14 protein-coding genes are annotated in these 19,017 nt (G+C 63.1%); 4 read left to right on the top strand and 10 right to left on the bottom strand.

From position 1 onward, the window contains the following. Positions 1-115: 115 nt before the first annotated feature. The 3 genes from A9D13_RS07470 to ku all read right to left on the bottom strand — a co-directional run bounded on the left by A9D13_RS07470 (position 116) and on the right by ku (position 3,959). Complete coding sequence (locus A9D13_RS07470) at positions 116-529, bottom strand: holin family protein (RefSeq protein ID WP_066772102.1); 414 nt, start codon at positions 527-529, stop codon at positions 116-118. Positions 530-614: 85 nt separating this feature from the next. After that, positions 615-3,110 (bottom strand): DNA ligase D, encoded by a 2,496-nt coding sequence (gene ligD, locus A9D13_RS07465; protein WP_066772099.1) that lies wholly within the window; start codon positions 3,108-3,110, stop codon positions 615-617. A 3-nt stretch (positions 3,111-3,113) separates the two neighbouring features. Then, positions 3,114-3,959, bottom strand: coding sequence for a non-homologous end joining protein Ku (gene ku / locus A9D13_RS07460; protein ID WP_066772097.1), 846 nt, complete (start codon positions 3,957-3,959; stop codon positions 3,114-3,116). Between the two features lie 91 nt (positions 3,960-4,050). Here ku and A9D13_RS07455 point away from each other — a divergent pair, with 91 nt between their 5' ends. Further along, positions 4,051-4,638, top strand: a complete 588-nt coding sequence (locus A9D13_RS07455) for a GNAT family N-acetyltransferase (protein WP_066772095.1) — start codon at positions 4,051-4,053, stop codon at positions 4,636-4,638. Here A9D13_RS07455 and A9D13_RS07450 read toward each other — a convergent pair. The 3 genes from A9D13_RS07450 to A9D13_RS07440 all read right to left on the bottom strand — a co-directional run bounded on the left by A9D13_RS07450 (position 4,635) and on the right by A9D13_RS07440 (position 8,632). Beyond that, positions 4,635-6,317 (bottom strand): DUF4139 domain-containing protein, encoded by a 1,683-nt coding sequence (locus A9D13_RS07450; protein WP_066772093.1) that lies wholly within the window; start codon positions 6,315-6,317, stop codon positions 4,635-4,637. The genes A9D13_RS07455 and A9D13_RS07450 overlap by 4 nt on opposite strands. 14 nt (positions 6,318-6,331) lie before the next feature. Then, positions 6,332-7,855: a DUF4139 domain-containing protein gene (locus tag A9D13_RS07445; RefSeq protein WP_066772091.1), complete on the bottom strand. Its 1,524-nt coding sequence runs from the start codon at positions 7,853-7,855 to the stop codon at positions 6,332-6,334. Between the two features lie 150 nt (positions 7,856-8,005). After that, positions 8,006-8,632: a TetR/AcrR family transcriptional regulator gene (locus A9D13_RS07440; protein ID WP_066772089.1), complete on the bottom strand. Its 627-nt coding sequence runs from the start codon at positions 8,630-8,632 to the stop codon at positions 8,006-8,008. Positions 8,633-8,743: 111 nt separating this feature from the next. Here A9D13_RS07440 and A9D13_RS07435 point away from each other — a divergent pair, with 111 nt between their 5' ends. From A9D13_RS07435 to A9D13_RS07425, 3 genes are read left to right on the top strand one after another with little or no spacing between them, the layout of a single operon-like run. After that, positions 8,744-11,101 carry a TonB-dependent receptor gene (locus A9D13_RS07435; RefSeq protein ID WP_156521955.1) on the top strand — a complete coding sequence of 786 codons (2,358 nt, stop codon included), beginning with the start codon at positions 8,744-8,746 and terminating at the stop codon, positions 11,099-11,101. 34 nt (positions 11,102-11,135) lie between these two features. Then, positions 11,136-12,014, top strand: coding sequence for an alpha/beta fold hydrolase (locus A9D13_RS07430; protein ID WP_066772087.1), 879 nt, complete (start codon positions 11,136-11,138; stop codon positions 12,012-12,014). Next, a complete protein-coding gene (locus tag A9D13_RS07425) occupies positions 12,011-13,288 on the top strand; it encodes a spinster family MFS transporter (protein WP_066772086.1) in 1,278 nt (425 codons plus the stop codon). The genes A9D13_RS07430 and A9D13_RS07425 overlap by 4 nt, the downstream gene beginning before the upstream one ends. Here the strand turns inward: A9D13_RS07425 and A9D13_RS07420 are convergent. The 4 genes from A9D13_RS07420 to A9D13_RS07410 form a co-directional block, all read right to left on the bottom strand. After that, positions 13,285-14,736: a helicase HerA domain-containing protein gene (locus tag A9D13_RS07420; RefSeq protein ID WP_066772152.1), complete on the bottom strand. Its 1,452-nt coding sequence runs from the start codon at positions 14,734-14,736 to the stop codon at positions 13,285-13,287. The two genes, A9D13_RS07425 and A9D13_RS07420, sit on opposite strands and share 4 nt — an antisense overlap. Positions 14,737-14,905: 169 nt before the next feature. After that, on the bottom strand, positions 14,906-17,041 hold the full coding sequence (locus A9D13_RS07415; RefSeq protein ID WP_066772081.1) for a malate synthase G: 2,136 nt from the start codon (positions 17,039-17,041) through the stop codon (positions 14,906-14,908). 103 nt (positions 17,042-17,144) lie between these two features. Then, a complete protein-coding gene (locus tag A9D13_RS20805) occupies positions 17,145-17,297 on the bottom strand; it encodes a hypothetical protein (protein ID WP_172808121.1) in 153 nt (50 codons plus the stop codon). A gap of 34 nt (positions 17,298-17,331) precedes the next feature. Next, positions 17,332-18,927, bottom strand: coding sequence for an isocitrate lyase (locus A9D13_RS07410; protein ID WP_066772079.1), 1,596 nt, complete (start codon positions 18,925-18,927; stop codon positions 17,332-17,334). Between the last annotated feature and the right edge of the window lie 90 nt (positions 18,928-19,017).

The raw sequence follows: 19,017 nt of genomic DNA, 5'->3' as shown, positions 1-19,017 counted from the left end.
TGGGAAATTCACAATGGGACGGGCCTATGCGCTTGTGATTGATCGAGGGCAAGGGGGGGCGGTCCGATTATTGGGAGAAGTTCGCCCCGTCCCCGGTTTCATTAGGGACTATTTCCTAACGATCTGTGCCCTTTGCCTTCCCCCACTGGCGCGCCACCGTATAGCCGAGATAACCGGTGCCGAAGAGCGCGTAGAGCGGTTCGGGCAGCGCGGCGAGATAGCTCGTCATGCCACGTCCGATGGCGTCTGCCGTTTCCGGGCGAAACGCGGAGATCACGCCCATGGGAATCGCAAACAGGATCAGCGAATACATGACATAGAGGAAGGCAGGACGCGCGCGGCTGGTCCACGGGTCCTTCGATTGCGCTTCGGTGACGATGGCCGACAGGCGTGCCTCGATCGTCTTCAGTTCCTGGCTGTTCTGAAGCTGGAGAAGCTCGAGCTTGGCTCGCTCGCGCGCGGCCTTGTCGGGGATGACCTTGTCGAGGATCGAGGTGATCGGACCGATGAGTGATTCGAGAATGGACATGGGGCTGGGAATCCTTCGCAGGCGGAATTGCGCGCGAGGGTGTGGCATTCTGGTTCGATGTAGGAAAATTAAAGAACCGTACCGGTTATAGGTCAGGCAGGCGCTGATCGGCGAAACCCCATCCCGTCAGCGCCTTCGTCCGCGATCGTTTCAGCAGTCTGTCTGCATCCGAAATCGAAAAAGGATGCGCATCCTCCATGTCCTTTAACTCCCCCCATCCGATGGGCACGGCCACCGGCGCACCGCTGCGGGCGCGCGCGGAGTAGGGGAGCACGGCGGTCGATCCGCGCTGGTTCCTGAGCCAGTCGATAAAGATCTTGCCCTTGCGCTTGGCCTTGCTCATCGTCGCGGTAAAGCGTTCGGGTTCGGCCATCGCCATGGCTTCGGCGAAGCGGCGCGCGAAATCCTTGTGCGCGTCCCAGCCGTGACCGGTGCGCAGCGGCACCACCACATGCACGCCCTTGCCGCCTGAAAGCATGGCAAAGCTGGTAAGGCCGAGTTCGGCGAGGCGATCCCGTATGTCGCTGGCGGCCTGCTTCACGCTATCGAAATCGAGCCCCTCATCGGGGTCGAGGTCGAATATCATCCGGTCAGGCTTCTCCACATCGCCCGACCGCGATGCCCACCCGTGGAATTCGATGGTGCCCATCTGGACGCATTGCAGGATGCCGGTGGTATCGCGAACGAAGAGATAATCCTCGGTCCCACCGTCTTTCTCCTTGATCGGCACGTGGTGCACCGCATCGCCCAGACCGCCGCTGTCGTGCTTCTGGAAAAAACACTTCTTCGCGCGCCCCTGCGGGCAGCGGACAAGGCTCACGGGGCGCTCTGCGGCAAAGGGCAGCATCAACGGGGCGATGGCCGTGTAGTAATCGGCCAGCTCGCCCTTGGTCTGGCCGCTGTCTGGGAAGACGACGCGTTCGCGGCTGGAAATCTCAACGATGCTGTCCGCCGGGGGCTTGCTTGCCTTTTCGGGTTTCACCTCGCCCGCATCCTTATCGCCACGCAGGCCAAGGAAACTGCCATGGCGCACGCGGCCGTCCGCCGTGAATTCTGCAAAGGCGACTTCGGCGACCAGCTTTGGCGTCAGCCAGACCGCGCCACGCGCATCGGCGCGCTCGACGTCCACGGGCGGGGTCTTGCGTTTGATCCTGCCGAACTTCGCGGCGAGGTCATCCAGCGTGTCGGCATCGAACCCGGTGCCGACCTTGCCCTTATAGGCCAGTTCGCCATCTTCCTCTTGCGCCAGCAGGATCGAGGCGAAGGGCCGCCCCTTGGCGCTGGATCTGGCAAAGCCGACGATCACGAATTCCTGCCGCCGCGTGCACTTGACCTTTACCCACGCCTTTGACCGGGTGGAGCGGTAGGGCGCGTCAATCTTCTTCGAGATGATGCCTTCCTGCCCAGCCTTGCACATCTGCTCATACAGCTTTTCACCCGCGCCGATAACGTGATCGGCGACATGGATCGGCGTGTTGGCATCGCGCAGCAGTGCCTCCAGCCTTTCCTTGCGCTCGATATTCGTGTGCTTCGTCAGGTCCTCGCCATCAAGTTCGAGGAGGTCGAAGGCGTGGAAACCCAATGCGTCTTTCTCTCCCTGCGATCCATGGCCGCGCTTCAGCACCTGCTGCAAGGACGAGAAATCGGGATTGCCGTTTGCGTCATAGGCGACGATTTCCCCGTCGATCAGGCAGGGCGGCAAGTCCAGGCCCTGCAAGGCCTTGGCAAGGGGGCCGAATTTCTCGGTCCAGTCCTTGCCGCTGCGAGTCCAGACCGTGACCTTGTCACCAGCGCAGGCGATCATGGCGCGATAGCCGTCGAACTTGATCTCGTGCATCCAGCCGTTTCCGGCGGGCACGCTGTCGACCAGCATGGCCAGTTGCGGCTTGCGGAATTTCGGTTGTTTCGCCGTGGCCTTGCGCTTTGGCTTGGCCGTCTTGCTCTCAGGCCCGGCGGCCTCTTTCATCTTTGCCGCGAAATCGCCGCCTTCGTCCGCCGCGATCTCCGCCATGGAGCGGCCCGTTTGCACGCTGGTCAGCGCCTGCTCCACCAGCGAGTCACCGGCTTCGGCGTATTCGTCCGAGATCTTGCGCAGCAGCCAGTTCTCGCGCTTCTCCTTGCCGCGCGGTTTCAGGCGGATCAGCAGCCATTCGCCCTTCATCCGCTCGCCGCTCAGCGTAAAGTGGAGATGGCCTTCCTTGATGTCGTCGGCGCTCTTGCCTTCGATCGGGGCCCATGTTCCGCTGTCCCACAGCATCACCGTGCCGCCGCCATATTCCTTTGCGGGGATGGTGCCCTCGAAATCGGCATAGGAGAGCGGATGATCTTCCGTGCGCACCGCCAGCCGCTTGATGTCTGGATCGGGTGAGGGGCCTTTGGTCACGGCCCAGCTTTTCAGCACGCCGTCCATCTCCAGCCGCAAATCCCAATGCAGGCGGGTCGCATCATGCTTTTGCACGATGAAGCGATTGCTGCCCTTTTTGCTCGCCTTGCCTTTCGGCGCGCCCTTGGGTGCGCCTCTGGGTTCTGGCGTCTTCGCGAAATCGCGCTTGGAATTATACTCGGCGAGAAGGTCGGCCACGGATCAGGCGCTCTTCTTTCGGCTGGTGGATTTCTTGGCGGGCGCCTTCTTTTTCCCGCCCTTGCCATCGACCGATTCCTTCAGCGCCGCCATCAGGTCGATCACGTTCGATTTGCCGCTCGGCGCAGGCTCGTCGACATCCTCGATTACCTTCTTGCCTTTCGACTTGGCCTTCTTGTCGATGATCTCCTTGATCGCATCGACATAGCGGTCATGAAATTCGCTCGCGTCAAAGGGGGCGGATTTCTTCTCGATCAGCTGGGTCGCCAGATCGAGCAGTTCCTTGTCCGGCTTGTCATCCGGGATCTCGGTGAAATAGCTTTGTGCTTTGCGCACCTCATCGGCATAGCGCAAAGTCTCCAGCACCAGCCCCTTGCCGCATGGCTTGATCGACACCAGCTTCTCGCTCCCGCGCACAGACAGCTGACCAAGGCCCACTTTCTTCGCCTTGCGCAAAGCGTCGCGCAGCACGATGAAAGCCTCATCCGCCAGATCGTCGGCGGGGACCACGAAATAGGGCTTTTCGAAATAGAACACGTCGATTTCATGCGCGTCGACGAATTGCACCAGCTCCAGCGTCTTGCGGCTTTCTACCTTGGCGGCCTCGATCTCTTCATCGTCGAGCAGGACGTAATTGCCTTTCGACAGCTCGTATCCCTTCACGATCTCGTCGCGGTCGACCGGGCCGATACCTTGCACCACTTTTTCATAATTGATCGGCTTGCCCGACGGTTCGTGGATCTGGCGAAAGCTGATCGATGCCCCCGATTTCGTCGCCGGATATATCTCCACCGGTATCGACACCAGCGCGAGCCTGATCTGACCTTGCCAATAGGCGCGTGCCGCCATTGCATTTCCCCTTTCAACTGGTGAAAAGCGCTTGAAACCGCATGCCGGTTCCACGCGTTGGCGAAGCCATTGGGATAAGAGGATTTGAATCATGGCCATAGCCATCCGCGCCTTGACCGGGGGGGAATTGCTGCAGGCCGTCGAAGCGCTGGCGGCGCTGCGCATCGCGGTCTTTGCGGAATACCCCTATCTCTATGATGGCGATCCCGCTTACGAGGCGCGCTACGTCCGCGAATTCATCGCCGAACCGGGCAGCGTGCTGGTCGCCGCTCTGGACGGCGACGACATCGTCGGCGTGGCTACCGCATCGCCGATGTCCTCGCAAAAGGAAGAATTTCGCAGACCTTTTGAAGAGCGCGGGATCGCAACCGCCAATCTGTTTTATTTCGGCGAAAGCGTGCTGCTGCCCGAATATCGCGGACAGGGCGTGGGTCATTCCTTTTTCGACGCCCGCGAAGGGCACGCGAGGGCAGCGGGGGCGGACAGCACCTGTTTCGCATCGGTCATCAGGCCAGCCGACCATCCGGCGCGGCCTGCCGATTATCGCCCGCATGACCGGTTCTGGACCAATCGTGGCTATGCCCCGGTAGAGGGGCTTACGACTGAGCTTTCGTGGAAGGACCGGGGCGAGGCGCAGGAGACTGCCAAGCCGATGCAATATTGGATGAAACGCTTTTAGCGCTGGGCAGAGGGATCACGCATCTGCCACCGGATCGTGCGGCTGGATCCGGCGGGAACGTCGATCCGCATCGCCTGATTGCCGCGATAGGTTTCGATTTTTCTGCTGGCCCTGCGGATCTCCACCACGCTGGCAGGTGACAGGACAAGCTGGAAGCTGATGGCCGAAGCGGTGGGGTTGGTGATCACTGCCTCCTGCGATGCCCATTTGCCGGCAGCCAGAAGTTCGTCGAAACGCTCCATCGCTTCTTCCCGGTCATCGCCAACGGGGCGGCAATCGACCAGCACCGGGGTCTGAAGCGCCAGCATGATCTCCACGTCCTCTCCCGTGGCAAAATCGCGCATCTGGTCTTCCGCTACCAGAAGCGGGCCAAAGCGGCTGGGCTCGAATACGGCCACCTGTCCTTCAGGCAAGGCCCGGCCAAGGCCGTTCGCCTCAAGGTTCTTCGCCTCCAGCCGGAGCATGGCGGGCGTTTCCGCCTCCCGGTCGCAGGTGGCGAAATGCACCATGCGGCCCTTCACCGCGCCCAGATCCAGGAATTTTACCTGCTTTTGCCCCTGCGCCGAGACATCGACCGGCACGGGCACGCGATAAAGCTTGAGATCGCCCAGTGCCTCCTCGCTCGCCTCCATGTCGGCGACTTCGTCCATCGCGAACCCATTCGCCGATTTGCGCTGCGCGGTGACGACGATGGATTCGGCCATCATCGCGGCTGGAGCAGGTGGCGGCACGCGGAGGCCGCCGCCATCATCATAGACCGTCGGCTGCGTGCCGGTCGCCGTGCTGCCCAGCGGATAGCATGTGAGGCGCAGCGGCTTTGCATCGGGCGCATCGGCAAGCTGTTCGTAATCGCTGGTCACATTGACCCGGCCCGCCACGGTCATCAGCTCGGCGCCCGGAAAGCTCTGCCCATTGCTATTGGCGACCGTCAGCCATGCCATCAGCTTTAGCGTGCGCTCTTTCTCGCGGCTCGCCCGGTCGAAAGTGGCGACGTAATTCGCCTGCCAGTCGAAATCGGTGGCGAGATAGGTGAGCGTCACCGTGTAGGTGCCGCCGCGCGGCGAAACCGTATCGACGCTATAGACTGGCTGCGGCGACAGACCGGCAGGAACGCGGTCGAAGGTCAGCTTTTCAGGCAGGCCTGCGCATCGCACCGCCTCATACCCATCTCGGGTTTTAAGCACGAGCCCGCCATCGGCGCGTGTCTTCACGACCGCGCTTTCGCTGACCGCTTCGCCCGTGCCGGGATTGGTGCGAGTAATCGTGACACGGTTGCCCAATGTCCCATCCACCAGCGAAGCGGGCGAGAGCACGGCGGCATTGCGGTTCTTTTCGATCGTGCCGCCGGGAAGGCCGGTGACGATGGCCGATACCGCGACCATGCTTTCGGCCACGCCTTCGAACCGGACGCGCGACGGCCCGGCAGGCAGCGTTACCGTGCGCGTTTCCGAAATCATCGCGAAGCCGCCCGCCCAGTCGGGATCGATGGGCCCGCCCATCCGGTCCTCGTCGCGATAGATCGTGACTGCAATGTCGGTGGGTGCGGAGGCATCGACGGCGGCGCGCGCCATCTCCTGCGCATCGGCGGGACCGGGCCGGGGCACGACACCCGCAATCCATGCGCCCACGCCAAGAAGCGCCGCCAGATGCAGCCCCGGCCTGAAGATCCTTTGCAGCACCGCGCCGCCCCGGATCAGTACCGCGTCTCGTAAGTGACGCTCAGCACCGTTTCGCCATTGGCGGGGACGGGCACGCTCCACACACGCTGGTCGAGGTTTTGCTGCTCGCCCTTGATGGTTTCATTGACCACGCGGAAATCGCGGCTGATCCACCCGCGGTCCAAACCCGCCTGCGTTACCTCGACCTCGACCGGCGTGTCCTTGGCGTTGGTGACCTTGTAGCGCATGGTCGTGCGCCAGAAGGTCTGGGCGCGCTGCACATCGATCTGGCGGACGTTGTCGCCCTCGATCACGCGGTACCGGGCGGAGCGGACATAATCCTCGGAATCGATTCTCGTGCGCGCCGTCACGGCAGCCTCCACCGCAACGTCGAAGGCATCGCCCAGCTTCAGGCTCATGGTGCTGCCCATCGGTGTGTGGCCGATCTGGTCTTCGCCGATGAATTGCGGGGTGCCGCCGGCATCGCGTTGATAGAACCGCACGGTTCCGGCAGGCAGGGCATCGCCCAGACCGCCATCGCGGGACGATGAAAAGGCGAGACGGCTCTCCGCCTTTACCGGCTGGCTGTCGCTTTGCAGCCAGTTCACCGTGCGGGCATAGATTTTCTGCGCGGGCACGCCCTGTACATCCATGAAGCTGACCTGCTTGGTCTGCGCATTGGCGATCGTGGTGCGCGCCGCCAGCGGGTAGAGGTAATAATCGGCGAGCTGCTCGCGGCCCGCGCTTTCCGTCCCGATGCTGCGCACCTGTCCGCGTGTCGGCGCGGGGCGATAACCGCCATTGCTCGCGCCAGCGGGCGATCCCGCCACCAGCACCGTGTTCGCGTCTTCGAACGTCGTGCCCGTATTGTTGGTCAGCGTGACCCAGCCCTGCATGTCGATCGTGCCCGCCACTTCGTCGTAAAGAGAGACGTAATCCGCCTGCCAGCCCAGCCCCCGCGTGAGATAGCGGATTGAGGCCGGGCGTGTTCCGGCGCGGGAGGAATCGACGGTGACGGACAGGGTGGGGCGGGCCCGCAGCCCATTGGGCACGCGGTCGAAAACGGCGCGCACGGGCAGGCCGTCATCGCGCAGCACCTCGATCCTGTCGCCGATCTGCACGACTACGCCGCCCGCGACCGAAAGCACCTTGGCGCGCTCGCGCGTTTCCTTGCCGGTGGCGGGATTGGTGCGGACCAGCGTGATCGTCTCGCCCACCGCCTTTTCCATCAGCTTTGCGGGGGTGAGGAGGTCAAAATCGAAATTCTGCTCGACGATACCGGTGCCGTCTGCGGCAAAGCTCAGCGTTTCGGGGCGGATGCGGCTGGAGACATCGGGGAATTCGATACGGGTGCGGCCGCGCGGGAAGGGCAGCTGGCGCACGTCCTGCACCAGCGCGGTATCGCCATTGTAGATCGTGACGGAGACATCGCCCTGCTGGCTCTTGCCGGTGGGGTCGGATGCCGCGCCCGGCGCGGGTGCGCTTTGGGCATAGGCGGCAGCGGCGATGGTGGCGCTGGCCGCGCAGGCGATGGCGAACTGGCTGGCGAAACGCTTCATATCTCTCCCCCGGTTTGGGCCGGGCGAAGACACGCGGCGACCCAAGACGCTTTCACGCATCAAACGTGACGAAGCGTTCCTAAATCGCGCCTGAATAACAAGAAATGATGACCGATTATGGGCGAGGCGCCTGAAATCAGACGGCAAATGTCATGGTTTGACGATGCCGCCCTTCAGGATCGACTGTGCGACCGAGGCGATATCGTCGGTCGTGCGCCCTTCCGACCAGATCGCGTATTTCAGGCCGAGAAACACGTTCATTCCCATGATCGCCCAGCCATGCGCTTCGTCGAGATCGGGGCGGAATTCGCCCTTTTTCATGCCGGTTTTCAATCGTTCGTTGATGCGCTGGGCGGCCGATTCGTAATGCTGGCGAAACGAGGCGGGATCGACGAATTCGGCCTCGTCGATGATGCGGTAGATTTCCTGATGCTCCCGCGCGAAATCGAGGAAGGCGGAGAAGGCGGCGCGCTCTGCGCCCAATGCATCCTGCGCCGGGTCCAGCCTCTCGCGCGCCTCAGTCCCGACGCGGGCCGACAGGTCACTTACCAACGCTCGGAACAGCGAATCCTTGCTGTCGAAATAAGTGTAGAAACTGCCCAGCGCCATGCCTGCGCGGCTGGTGATGCCGCTGATCGACGCTTCGTGGAAACCCTTCTCGCCAAACTCCAGCGCCGCGGCATCCAGCAGCTTGCGCAGGGACCGGCGCCCCCTTTCGGTGCGGGGCTGCTTGCCACCCGGAAAGGGCGGAAAGGCGGTGTCGGCTGGTTGGCTCATGCCCCATGGCTAGACCCGGAAATCGCCATTGGCAAAAAATAAAAGTTGAAAGCCGGTTCGGGTTTCAATATTGGTCGCGTCAATAACAAGGTTCACATGGGAGAATTTCGGATGCTCAAGGCACAGCTGCGCCTTTCCACCGCGTGCAAGCTCATTCTGTCCACCGGCACTGTTTTCGCTGCCACCGCTTTCGCCCCGCAGGCGATGGCGCAGGATTCCGACATCGATGCCGATGCCGTCGCGCAGCCCAACGTGGCTGACGCAGGCGATGGCGTGGAAGAAATCGTCGTCACCGCGCGTCGCCGCGAAGAGCGCCTGATCGACGTTCCGATCTCGCTGACCGCGATCGGCGGCGAAGCGCTGTCGAAGCAGGGCACGCAGAGCCTCGAACAGGTGGGCGAGCAGGTCCCGAACCTCACGCTCGAAGTGTCGCGCGGGACCAACACCACGCTCACCGCCTTCATCCGCGGCGTGGGTCAGCAGGACCCGGTCGCCGGCTTCGAAGCGGGCGTTGGCCTTTATGTCGACGATGTCTATCTGAACCGTCCGCAGGCCGCCGTGCTCGACGTCTATGATGTCGAACGCATCGAAGTTCTGCGTGGGCCGCAGGGCACGCTTTATGGCCGCAACACCATCGGCGGCGCGATCAAATATGTGACCGCCCGCCTGCCCGACGAAACGCAGGTCAAGGTGCGCGGCACCTATGGCTCCTATGACCAGGCCGACCTGATCGTCTCCGCCGCCACCCCGGTCAGCGATGCGCTGCGCGTGGGCGTTGCGGGCGCGCGGCTGTCGCGCGGCGGCTATGGGAAGAACCTCAACCTCGACGGGGTCGAGAACTACAACAAGGACGTCTGGGCCGCGCGCGGAACGGTCGAATATGAAAACGGCCCGCTCTTCATCCGCCTTGCAGGCGATTATGTGAAGGACAATTCCGATCCGCGTCAGGGCCATCGTTTCCTGCCTGGCAATCCCGCCCTCAGCGATGCGCCGGTGCTGAACAATGTTTACAACACCCGCGCCGGCCTCAACGTGACCAAGCAGGAGGTCGAGGCCTATGGCGGCTCGCTCAACATCGCCTATGAGATTTCGGACACGATCACGCTGAAGTCGATCACCGGCTATCGCAAGGACGAGTCCACCTCGCCGATCGACTTCGATTCACTGCCTGTGGTCGATCTTGACGTGCCTGCGATCTACAAGAACGACCAGCTCTCCGAAGAACTGCAGTTCCTGTATGAAGGCGATCGCCTGTCGGGCGTTCTGGGTGCCTATTACCTCGATGCGAATGCCTTTACCGCCTTCGATGTGGCGATCTGGCAGACGGGCGACCTGATCGGCCTGCCGGGCCTTACCGCGCAGACGCTGGGCGATGTCAACACGAAGACCTGGTCGATATTCGGCGATTTCACCTATGAGCTGACCGACCAGTTCAGCCTGTCGCTGGGTGGCCGCTATACCAATGACAAGCGCTCCTCGCGCGTGCTGCGTACGACTTATATCCTGAACTATTCGGACCTGTTCGCCGATGGCGGCGTGCCCATCGCGGTTACCTCCGATTTCGACGGCAGCGACACGTTCAAGGAATTCACCCCGCGTGCCTCGATCAGCTTCAAGCCGAACCGCGACCACAATATCTACTTCACCTATTCGAAGGGCTTCAAGGGTGGCGGCTTCGACCCGCGCGGCTACACCACCAATGCGCCTGATGCCGATGGCGATGGCACGGTGAGCGAGGACGAGATCTTCAACTTCATGCGCTTCAAGCCGGAGACGGTGGACAGCTTTGAACTGGGGTGGAAGGCATCGCTGCTGCAGAACCGCCTCAACGTCAGCCTTGCCGGTTTCATGAGCGATTACAAGAACATCCAGATCCCGGGTTCAAAGGGCTATGACGTCGACGGCGACGGCATCACCGAGACCTTTATCGGCGTGACCACCAATGCCGCCGCGGCCACGATCAACGGTATCGAGTTCGAAGCCAATGCCCTGGTCGGCCGGGATTTCGCCGGGATGGGCAGCCGCTTCAACGTTAATATGGCGCTGGGCTATGTCGATGCGAAATATGACGAATATTTCGATGGCGACACCGATATCTCTGGCATTGCCGCGATCCAGAACACGCCCGAATTCACGGCGAACTGGGGCTTCGACATGGGTATCCCGGCGGCATCGGGCATGGTCGACCTGATCGGTTCGATCTCGCTGCGTTCGGACAGCCAGCAGTTCGAATTCGCGACACCGTTCCTTGATCAGGACGGTTTCTTCCTCGCCAATGCGAGCCTTGTCTATACGGCGGATTCGGATGCCTTCCAGGTCGGGCTGCATGCGAAGAACATCTTTGACAAGCGTTACGTCGTGGCGGGTTATGACTTCGTCTACAACACGCAGCTGGGTCTCGAGAACAACGTGACCGGCTTCTACGGTGATCCGCGCCGCGTGTTCGTCACTGCCGAGGTCCGCTTCTGATCCCGCCGGGATCGGAACGCAGGATCATTCGCAGATGACCGACTACCGCGAACACCGCTTCCGCAGCGCGGATGGGGGGCTGGAGCTGTTCGCCCGGGATTATCCCGGTGCGAACGGCTCCTCGCCGACCCTCTTGCTGATGCATGCGCTCACCCGCAACAGCGCGGATTTCGAGCCCATGATCGACTGGCTGGCGGGGACCTACAGGCTGGTCGTGCCCGATGTGCGCGGGCGCGGCCTGTCGGGCCGGGACCCGGAGCCGATGAATTATCGCCCCGATGTCTATGCCGCCGACATGTTCGCGCTGATGGACGATTTGGGAATCAAAAGCGCCGGATTGATCGGCACCTCCATGGGCGGGCTTATCGCCATGGCCATGACCGCCATCGCCGAGGGCGGCGAATTCGGGCAGCGCATCGGCCCGGTCGTGCTCAATGACGTTGGCGCGCATATCGAACCCGACGCGCTGGAACGGATCGGCAGCTATGTCGGTAAGAGCAAGGGTTTCGCCGGTTGGGACGAGGCCGCCGCGACCGTTCGGCGCATCAATGGTCCTGTCTTCCCCGATTTCACCGACAAGGACTGGATGGATTTCGCACGCCGCACCTGTCAGGAGACAGGCGATGGTGTTGCCTATGCCTATGACCCGGCCATCGCCGTTCCCTTTGCGGGGGAGAGCGAGAAGGTCGACCTCTGGCCGATCTGGCAGGCGATGGGCACGCGCCCTGTGCTGGTGGTGAGGGGGGAGATGAGCGATCTCCTTTCCGCCGAAACCGTGGCCGAGATGGGGCGGTGCCACGAAGGGCCGTTCGCCCATGTCGATGTTCCGCAGCGCGGTCATACGCCGCTGCTGGACGAACCGGCGGCAAGGGCTGCGATCGAGACATTTCTGAAAGAGCATTATCCCGCATGAGCACGACAATCGCCAGCGCCGCCAAGCCGTCGAAGCCCAATGTGGTGCTGGCGATGTTGCTCGTCGTCTATATCTTCAATTTCGTCGACCGGCAGATCGTGTCGATCCTGGCAGGGCCGATCCAGGCGGATCTCGACCTGTCGGATGCGCAGATGGGGCTTTTGGGCGGGCTGGCCTTTGCGATCTTCTATTCTGTGCTGGCGGTGCCGCTGGCGACACTGGCCGACCGCACCAGCCGCAGCTGGGTAATCACCATATCGCTGGTGTTGTGGAGCGGCTTTACGGCCGCTTGCGGGCTTGCGTCCGGGTTCTGGCAGATCTTCCTCGCGCGGTTGGGCGTCGGGGTGGGCGAAGCTGGCGGCGTCGCACCTTCTTACGCGCTGATCGGGGATTACTTCCCGTCGAAACGCCGCGCCTTTGCGCTGTCGATCTATTCGCTCGGCATTCCGCTGGGGTCTGCGGTCGGGGTGATGGCGGGCGGCTATATCGCGGCCGCGGTCGACTGGCGCGCGGCGTTTCTGGTTGTTGGCCTGTGCGGCGTGCTGATCGCGCCGGTGTTCCGCCTGCTCGTGCGTGACAATCGCCCCGTGGCAGCCCCGGGTGAAGATGCGCCCGAACAGCCGCGCCTTGCCGTGACGGCGGGCGTGCTGGCGAAGAAACCGGCATTCTGGTTTCTGTCCTTTGGCGCGGCCTCGTCATCGATGTGCGGCTATGGCCTCGCCTTCTGGCTACCCAGCCTCCTTCAGCGCAGCTTCGGTCTCACGCTGATAGAGGCAGCCTGGTTTTTTGGCGCGGTATTGCTGATAGGCGGCGTGGCGGGAATGCTGCTGGGCGGCTGGGTCGCGGATCGCCTCGGCGGCAGGGACCGGGCATGGTTCGCCTGGGTCCCGGCGATTTCCTTCATTGTCGGCGCGCCGCTGTTTGCCGCTGGCATCATGAGCGGCAGCGTCACGCTGGCATTCGCGCTTTTCATCGTGCCGCAGGCGCTGGTCTATGTCTGGCTGGGTCCGGTACTTTCCGCCGTGCAGCACCTGGTCGCGCCGGCTGGCCGTGCGACCGCTTCGGCGCTCTTTCTCCTCATCAACAATCTGCTGGGTCTTGGCGGAGGCATCTACGCGCTGGGCCAGCTCTCCACGCTGCTTCAGCCGGTTTATGGCGATGAAGCCCTGCGCTGGTCGATGTTCTTCGCGCTCGCGCTCTATCTGGTGGCTGGCGTGCTGATGCTGTTCGCGGGCAAGCACCTGCGCAGCGGCTGGGTCGAGGAAGCGGCTTAAACGGTCTCGATACCGGGGACGCTGATAGAGCGCCCGCCGCCGTAATCCTCTCGCGTGACGACCAGCCCCTTTCGTTCAAGGTGATCGAGCAGCCGCCGGATGCGTCCCGGTGAGCTGGTGCCATAGGCGCGCCCCAGTTCGTCTTCGTCGGGGCCGGTGCCGCCCTGCGCCGCATCGCGGGCGATCAGCAGGAACGGGGCGAGCAGGTCATCATCCACCAGATCGCCCAGCGCCAGCACGCGGCCCTGCGTTTCATCGTCCAGCTGATGCAGCCCCGCGACCGCGATCGCGAAACGGCGGCGAAACGCGGTCATGTCGAGCAGCGCCGCGGTGGCCCCCTTGCGGCGGCAGGCCATCATGAAGCTCTGGAACTGCGAGGCGCTGGGCTGAAAGGTTATATGCGGATCGCTTGCCAGCTCGGCCAGGATCTCTTCCAGCATTTCCTCGTGGTCGCCGCTTGCCATGGCAGGCGCGCCGAAAGGCTGCCGGTCGCGCGTGGGCGGGGCATTCATCGGGGCGGGGCGCATGGACTGCTCCAACTCCTCCACGGCGCGGCGCGGCGGCGGGGGCGGCGGCGGCGGGGGCACGACCTTGTCCAGTTCCTTGTGCAACAGCGCCTGCATCTCTTCCCTGGGCGCGGTGGGCAGCGGCACCAAAGCGCTGGCATTGGCGCGCGACCCCGATTTCACCGCACCGATCCTGATCGCGACGGGCCGCCGCGTGATCGCCGGGCCAAGCCCGAGGAACCGCCCGCGCTCAAGATCGCGGATCTGCTCCGCCTGCCGCCGCTCCATGCCGAGGAGATCGGCAGCGCGAGCCATGTCGATGTCGAGGAAGGTGCGGCCCATCAGGAAGTTTGACGCCTCAGCCGCCACGTTCTTGGCAAGCTTTGCCAGACGCTGCGTCGCAACGATCCCGGCAAGCCCGCGTTTGCGCCCGCGGCACATCAGGTTCGTCATCGCGCCCAGTGACAGGCGGCGCGTGTCCTCCGCCATCTCGCCGCTGGCCGAAGGCGCGAACATTTGCGCCTCGTCCACCACGACAAGGGCCGGAAACCAGTGTTCGCGTGGTGCATCGAACAGGGCGGTAATGAATTGCGCGGCGCAGCGGATCTGCAGTTCGACGTCCAGCCCCTCCAGCCCCAGCACCACCGATGCGCGATGTTCGCGGGTGCGCGCGGCCAACGCCTCGATCTCGGCCTGCGAATGGCTTTCGGCGTCGATCACGACATGGCCGAAATGTTCGGACAAGGACGTGAAATCGCCTTCCGGATCGATGATGATCTGCTGCACCATGCCAGAGCTTTCCTCCAGCAGGCGGCGCAAGAGATGCGACTTGCCCGAACCCGAATTGCCCTGCACCAGCAGGCGGGTGGCGAGAAGCTCCTCCATATCGACGCGTACGTCTTCCCCGCGTGCGTCCTGACCTATGACAATATGCGAATCCACATATCGGGGGTAGCGGCTGGGCTGCCTGTGCCAAAGGGCGAGAATCAGGCTTTTGCCCAGCCACATGCGGCGCAAGCCCAAAAAAGAAACCCCGCCCGGCCAGATGGCGCGGGCGGGGCGTATGGCCGGCTTCCTCCCCGAAGCCGACCTGTTCCAGTGCTAGGGGGTATTATTCCCCCTTCGCCTCAAGCCGGATGCGGTGAAGCACGGGCTCGGTATAGCCGCTGGGCTGGGCGCGCCCTTCCAGTATCAGCATGCGCGCCGCCTTGATCGGCAGGCAGTCGGGACCGCGCGCCGCCATCGGGCGATAGGCGGCATCGCCCGCATTCTGGCGGTCGACGACTTCGGCCATGCGGCGCAGTGCCGCCTCGATGTCATCGCGGCAGATCACGCCATGCTCCAGCCAGTTGGCAAGATGCTGGCTGCTGATCCTGAGCGTGGCACGGTCTTCCATCAGGCCGATGTCGTGAATGTCAGGCACCTTCGAGCAGCCGACGCCCTGGTCGATCCAGCGCACGACATAGCCAAGGATACCCTGGACATTATTGTCGACTTCCTCACGGATTTCCTCGTCCGACCAGTTCTTTCCGTCCGCCAGCGGCACGGTCAGCAGGGCCGAGAGCGGGGCGATGCCTTCGCCTGCGCGCAAAGCTTGCCGCGCCTTGACGTCGCAGCGGTGGTAATGCGTCGCATGCAGCACCGCCGCCGTGGGCGAGGGGACCCATGCGGTCGTCGCGCCGCTTTGCGGGTGGCCAATCTTTTCAGCCAGCATCGCCTGCATCCGGTCCGGCGCGGCCCACATGCCCTTGCCGATCTGCGCGCGGCCGGCAAAGCCGCAGGCTAGACCGATCTGGACGTTGCGGTCCTCGTACGCCTTGATCCACTGGGCCTGCTTGATCTCCGCCTTGCGAAGCATCGGGCCGGCCAGCATGGAGGTGTGGATCTCATCACCCGTGCGGTCGAGGAAGCCGGTGTTGATGAAGAACACGCGGGTTTTCACCGCCTCGATGCAGGCAGCCAGATTGGCGCTGGTGCGGCGTTCCTCATCCATGACGCCGACCTTGATGGTATTGCGCGTCAGGCCAAGCATGTCCTCTACCGCGTCGAACAGATCATTGGTGAAGGCGCATTCGGCGGGGCCATGCATCTTGGGCTTCACGACATAGATCGAGCCGGTGCGGCTGTTCTTGTTGCGGCCAAGGCCTTTGAGATCGTGCATCGCGATCAGCGCGGTGATGGCGGCATCCATGATGCCCTCGAACACCTCAGCGCCATCGGCGGTGCGGATCGCGGGGTTGCGCATCAGATGGCCGACATTGCGGACGAGCAGCAGCGAGCGGCCCGGCAGGACCAGTTCGCCGCCATCGGTGACATAACGCCGATCGGGATTGGCCGAACGCACCATGCGCTCGCCGCCCTTGGAAAATTCCGCCGTCAGGTCCGAACGCACGATGCCCAGCCAGTTGCGATAGGCGTCCGCCTTGTCGGCGGCATCGACCGCCGCGACCGAATCTTCCAGATCGACGATGGTGGTGAGCGCCGCTTCCAGCTCGACATCGGCGATGCCGCCTGCGTCCTTGCCGCCGATCGGGCTCGAACGGTCGATGACGATCTCGATGTGGAGGCCATTGTGGCGCAGCAGCAGATTATCGCCGCGCTGGCCAATGAACTGCGCCGGGTCCGCCAGCTCGGGGTTGCCGCCGGTGAAGTCGGTCCATGATCCGCTCTTCAGCGGAACCGTCTCGTCGAGGAAGGCCTTGGCCCAGGCGATGACCTTGGCGCCGCGTTCTTCGTCATAGCCCTTGCCCTGCGGCAAAGTGCCATCCAGCGCATCGGTGCCGTAAAGCGCGTCATACAGGCTGCCCCAGCGCGCATTCGCGGCATTGAGCAGGAAGCGCGCATTCAGGACCGGAACGACCAGCTGCGCGCCAGCAACCTCGGCAATCTCGCTGTCGGTATTGGCGGTCGTGATTTTGAACGGCGAAGGCTCGGGCACGAGATAGCCGATCTCGCGCAGGAACGCTTCCGGTGCGCCGGTGCCGGCGCTGGAGTTGGCGCGGTGCCATGCATCGATCTTCGCCTGAAGCTCGTCGCGCGTGTCCAGCAGCTGCTGATTGCGCGGGCCAAAGCGTGCGATGAGATCGGCAAGGCCGCTCCAGAAAGCGGCAGGCTCGATCCCGGTCCCCGAAAGGGCCTCGGCTTCCACGAAGCCAGCCAGAGTCCGGTCGACCCGCAGGCCGGCGCGTTCTACGGTTTCATCTCCACCGTCGGGGGATGCGCCCTGGGCTTGCAGATCGGTCAGCATGGGGTGTCCTTCTTGAATTTGATGCCCCCTTCGCGGGGGTAATGCCCCGGAGCCTATCGGGCTCCGGGGCGGTATTGTCGGTAATGATCGTGTGGCTGTTGCCTTAGCGCAGACGGCCGAGGCGGTGGTGCAGGTTCACGAACTTGGGCGTGTCGATATCGTCCTGGTTGTTCTTGATGAACTCCACCACGGCGCGGCGGATCAGGCGCGAATCTTCGGTCGAGAAGACCGGACGAGCAAGTGCGGGTTCGGGCATTGGTAGTCTCCTTCCTTTTCTCTTCGCGCGGTTTTTACGCCGCGAACTGGTTCATCGTATTGTCCTTGCCGCCAGCCTTCAGGGCTGCTTCGCCGGCAAAGGCTTCCTTGTGGTCGTCCCCGATGTCGGAGCCGGCCATGTTCTGGTGCTTCACGCAAGCGATACCCTGGCGGATTTCCTTGCGCTGGACCCCGGCGACGTAGCCAAGCATCCCTGCCTCGCCGAAATATTCCTTGGCGAGATTGTCGGTGCTGAGCGCTGCCGTGTGATAGGTCGGCAGGGTGATCAGGTGGTGGAAGATGCCTGCCTGTGCCGCCGCGTCCCGCTGGAAAGTGCGGATACGCTCGTCGGCTTCGGCAGCCAGCTCCGTGCCATCGTAATCGACACTCATCAGCTTGGCCCGATCAAAGGCCGAGACATCCTTGCCTTCCGCTTCCCAGGCGTCGAACACCTGCTGGCGGAAATTCAGCGTCCAGTTGAAGCTGGGCGAATTGTTATAGACCAGCTTCGCATTCGGAATAACCTCGCGAATACGGCTCACCATCCCTCCGATCTGGGCGATATGGGGCTTCTCGGTCTCGATCCACAGCAGGTCCGCACCGTTTTCAAGCGCAGTGATGCAGTCGAGCACGCAGCGGTCCTCACCCGTCCCCGAACGGAACTGGTAGAGGTTCGACGGAAGACGCTTGGGCGCAAGCAGCTTGCCGTCGCGGCTGATGAAGACCTGACCGTTGGTGATGTTCTCCGGCGCGACTTCGTCGCAATCGAGGAACGCGTTGTACTGGTCACCAAGGTCGCCCGGCTCCTTCGAGAAAGCGATCTGCTTCGTCAGGCCAGCACCAAGCGAGTCGGTGCGGGCAACGATGATGCCTTCGGGCACGCCCAGTTCGAGGAAGGCGTAACGGATCGCGCGGATCTTCTGGAGGAAGTCCTCGTGCGGAACCGTGACCTTGCCGTCCTGGTGGCCGCACTGCTTTTCGTCGGACACCTGGTTCTCGATCTGCAGCGCGCAGGCGCCGGCCTCGATCATCTTCTTGGCGAGCAGATAGGTCGCCTCGGCATTGCCGAAGCCTGCATCGATGTCGGCGATGATCGGAACGACATGCGTCTGGTATTCATCGATCTCACGCAGCAGGCGGTGGGTATTGACCGCATCGCCCGTTTCCTTGGCGGTATCGAGTTCGCGGAACATCATGCCCAGCTCACGCGCATCGGCCTGGCGCAGGAAGGTGTAGAGCTCCTCGATCAGCGCGGGCACGGAGGTCTTCTCGTGCATCGACTGGTCGGGCAGGGGCCCGAATTCGCTGCGCAGCGCGGCGACCATCCACCCGGAAAGGTAGAGGTACTTGCGCTTGGTCGTGCCGAAGTGCTTCTTGATCGAGATCATCTTCTGCTGACCGATGAACCCGTGCCAGCAACCCAGCGACTGGGTGTAATTGGCGGGATCGGCGTCATACGCTTCCATGTCGGCGCGCATGATGCTGGCGGTGTAACGGGCGATGTCGAGACCGGTCTGGAAGCGGTTCTGGACAGTCATGCGTGCAGCCATCTCGGGATCGATGGCAGCCCACTTCTGGCCAAGCTCGGCGATGTTGCCTTTCTGGCGCTGGATTTCTGCGGCGTAAGTCATGGCTGGTAACCTTCGGTGTGTTTGAAACGATTCGCCCGTCTGGCTGGGCACACCAATCGTTTCGCACCAAAATCCGAGTCGCGGAATTGC

The organism is Croceicoccus mobilis, assembly GCF_001661965.1.
GTDB classification, from domain to species: Bacteria; Pseudomonadota; Alphaproteobacteria; order Sphingomonadales; family Sphingomonadaceae; genus Croceicoccus; species Croceicoccus mobilis.
Note: the sequence above shows the minus strand (reverse complement) of the source record. Positions and strands in the feature narration are given on the sequence as shown.

Excerpts from the sequence above, each read along its gene's own strand:
- A9D13_RS07470 (WP_066772102.1), bottom strand. The coding sequence starts at position 529 with ATGTCCATTCTCGAATCACTCATCGGTCCGATCACCTCGATCCTCGAC.
- ku (WP_066772097.1), bottom strand. The coding sequence starts at position 3,959 with ATGGCGGCACGCGCCTATTGGCAAGGTCAGATCAGGCTCGCGCTGGTG.
- A9D13_RS07455 (WP_066772095.1), top strand. The coding sequence starts at position 4,051 with ATGGCCATAGCCATCCGCGCCTTGACCGGGGGGGAATTGCTGCAGGCC.
- A9D13_RS07445 (WP_066772091.1), bottom strand. The coding sequence starts at position 7,855 with ATGAAGCGTTTCGCCAGCCAGTTCGCCATCGCCTGCGCGGCCAGCGCC.
- A9D13_RS07440 (WP_066772089.1), bottom strand. The coding sequence starts at position 8,632 with ATGAGCCAACCAGCCGACACCGCCTTTCCGCCCTTTCCGGGTGGCAAG.
- A9D13_RS07435 (WP_156521955.1), top strand. The coding sequence starts at position 8,744 with ATGCTCAAGGCACAGCTGCGCCTTTCCACCGCGTGCAAGCTCATTCTG.
- A9D13_RS07430 (WP_066772087.1), top strand. The coding sequence starts at position 11,136 with ATGACCGACTACCGCGAACACCGCTTCCGCAGCGCGGATGGGGGGCTG.
- A9D13_RS07425 (WP_066772086.1), top strand. The coding sequence starts at position 12,011 with ATGAGCACGACAATCGCCAGCGCCGCCAAGCCGTCGAAGCCCAATGTG.
- A9D13_RS07415 (WP_066772081.1), bottom strand. The coding sequence starts at position 17,041 with ATGCTGACCGATCTGCAAGCCCAGGGCGCATCCCCCGACGGTGGAGAT.
- A9D13_RS20805 (WP_172808121.1), bottom strand. The coding sequence starts at position 17,297 with ATGCCCGAACCCGCACTTGCTCGTCCGGTCTTCTCGACCGAAGATTCG.
- A9D13_RS07410 (WP_066772079.1), bottom strand. The coding sequence starts at position 18,927 with ATGACTTACGCCGCAGAAATCCAGCGCCAGAAAGGCAACATCGCCGAG.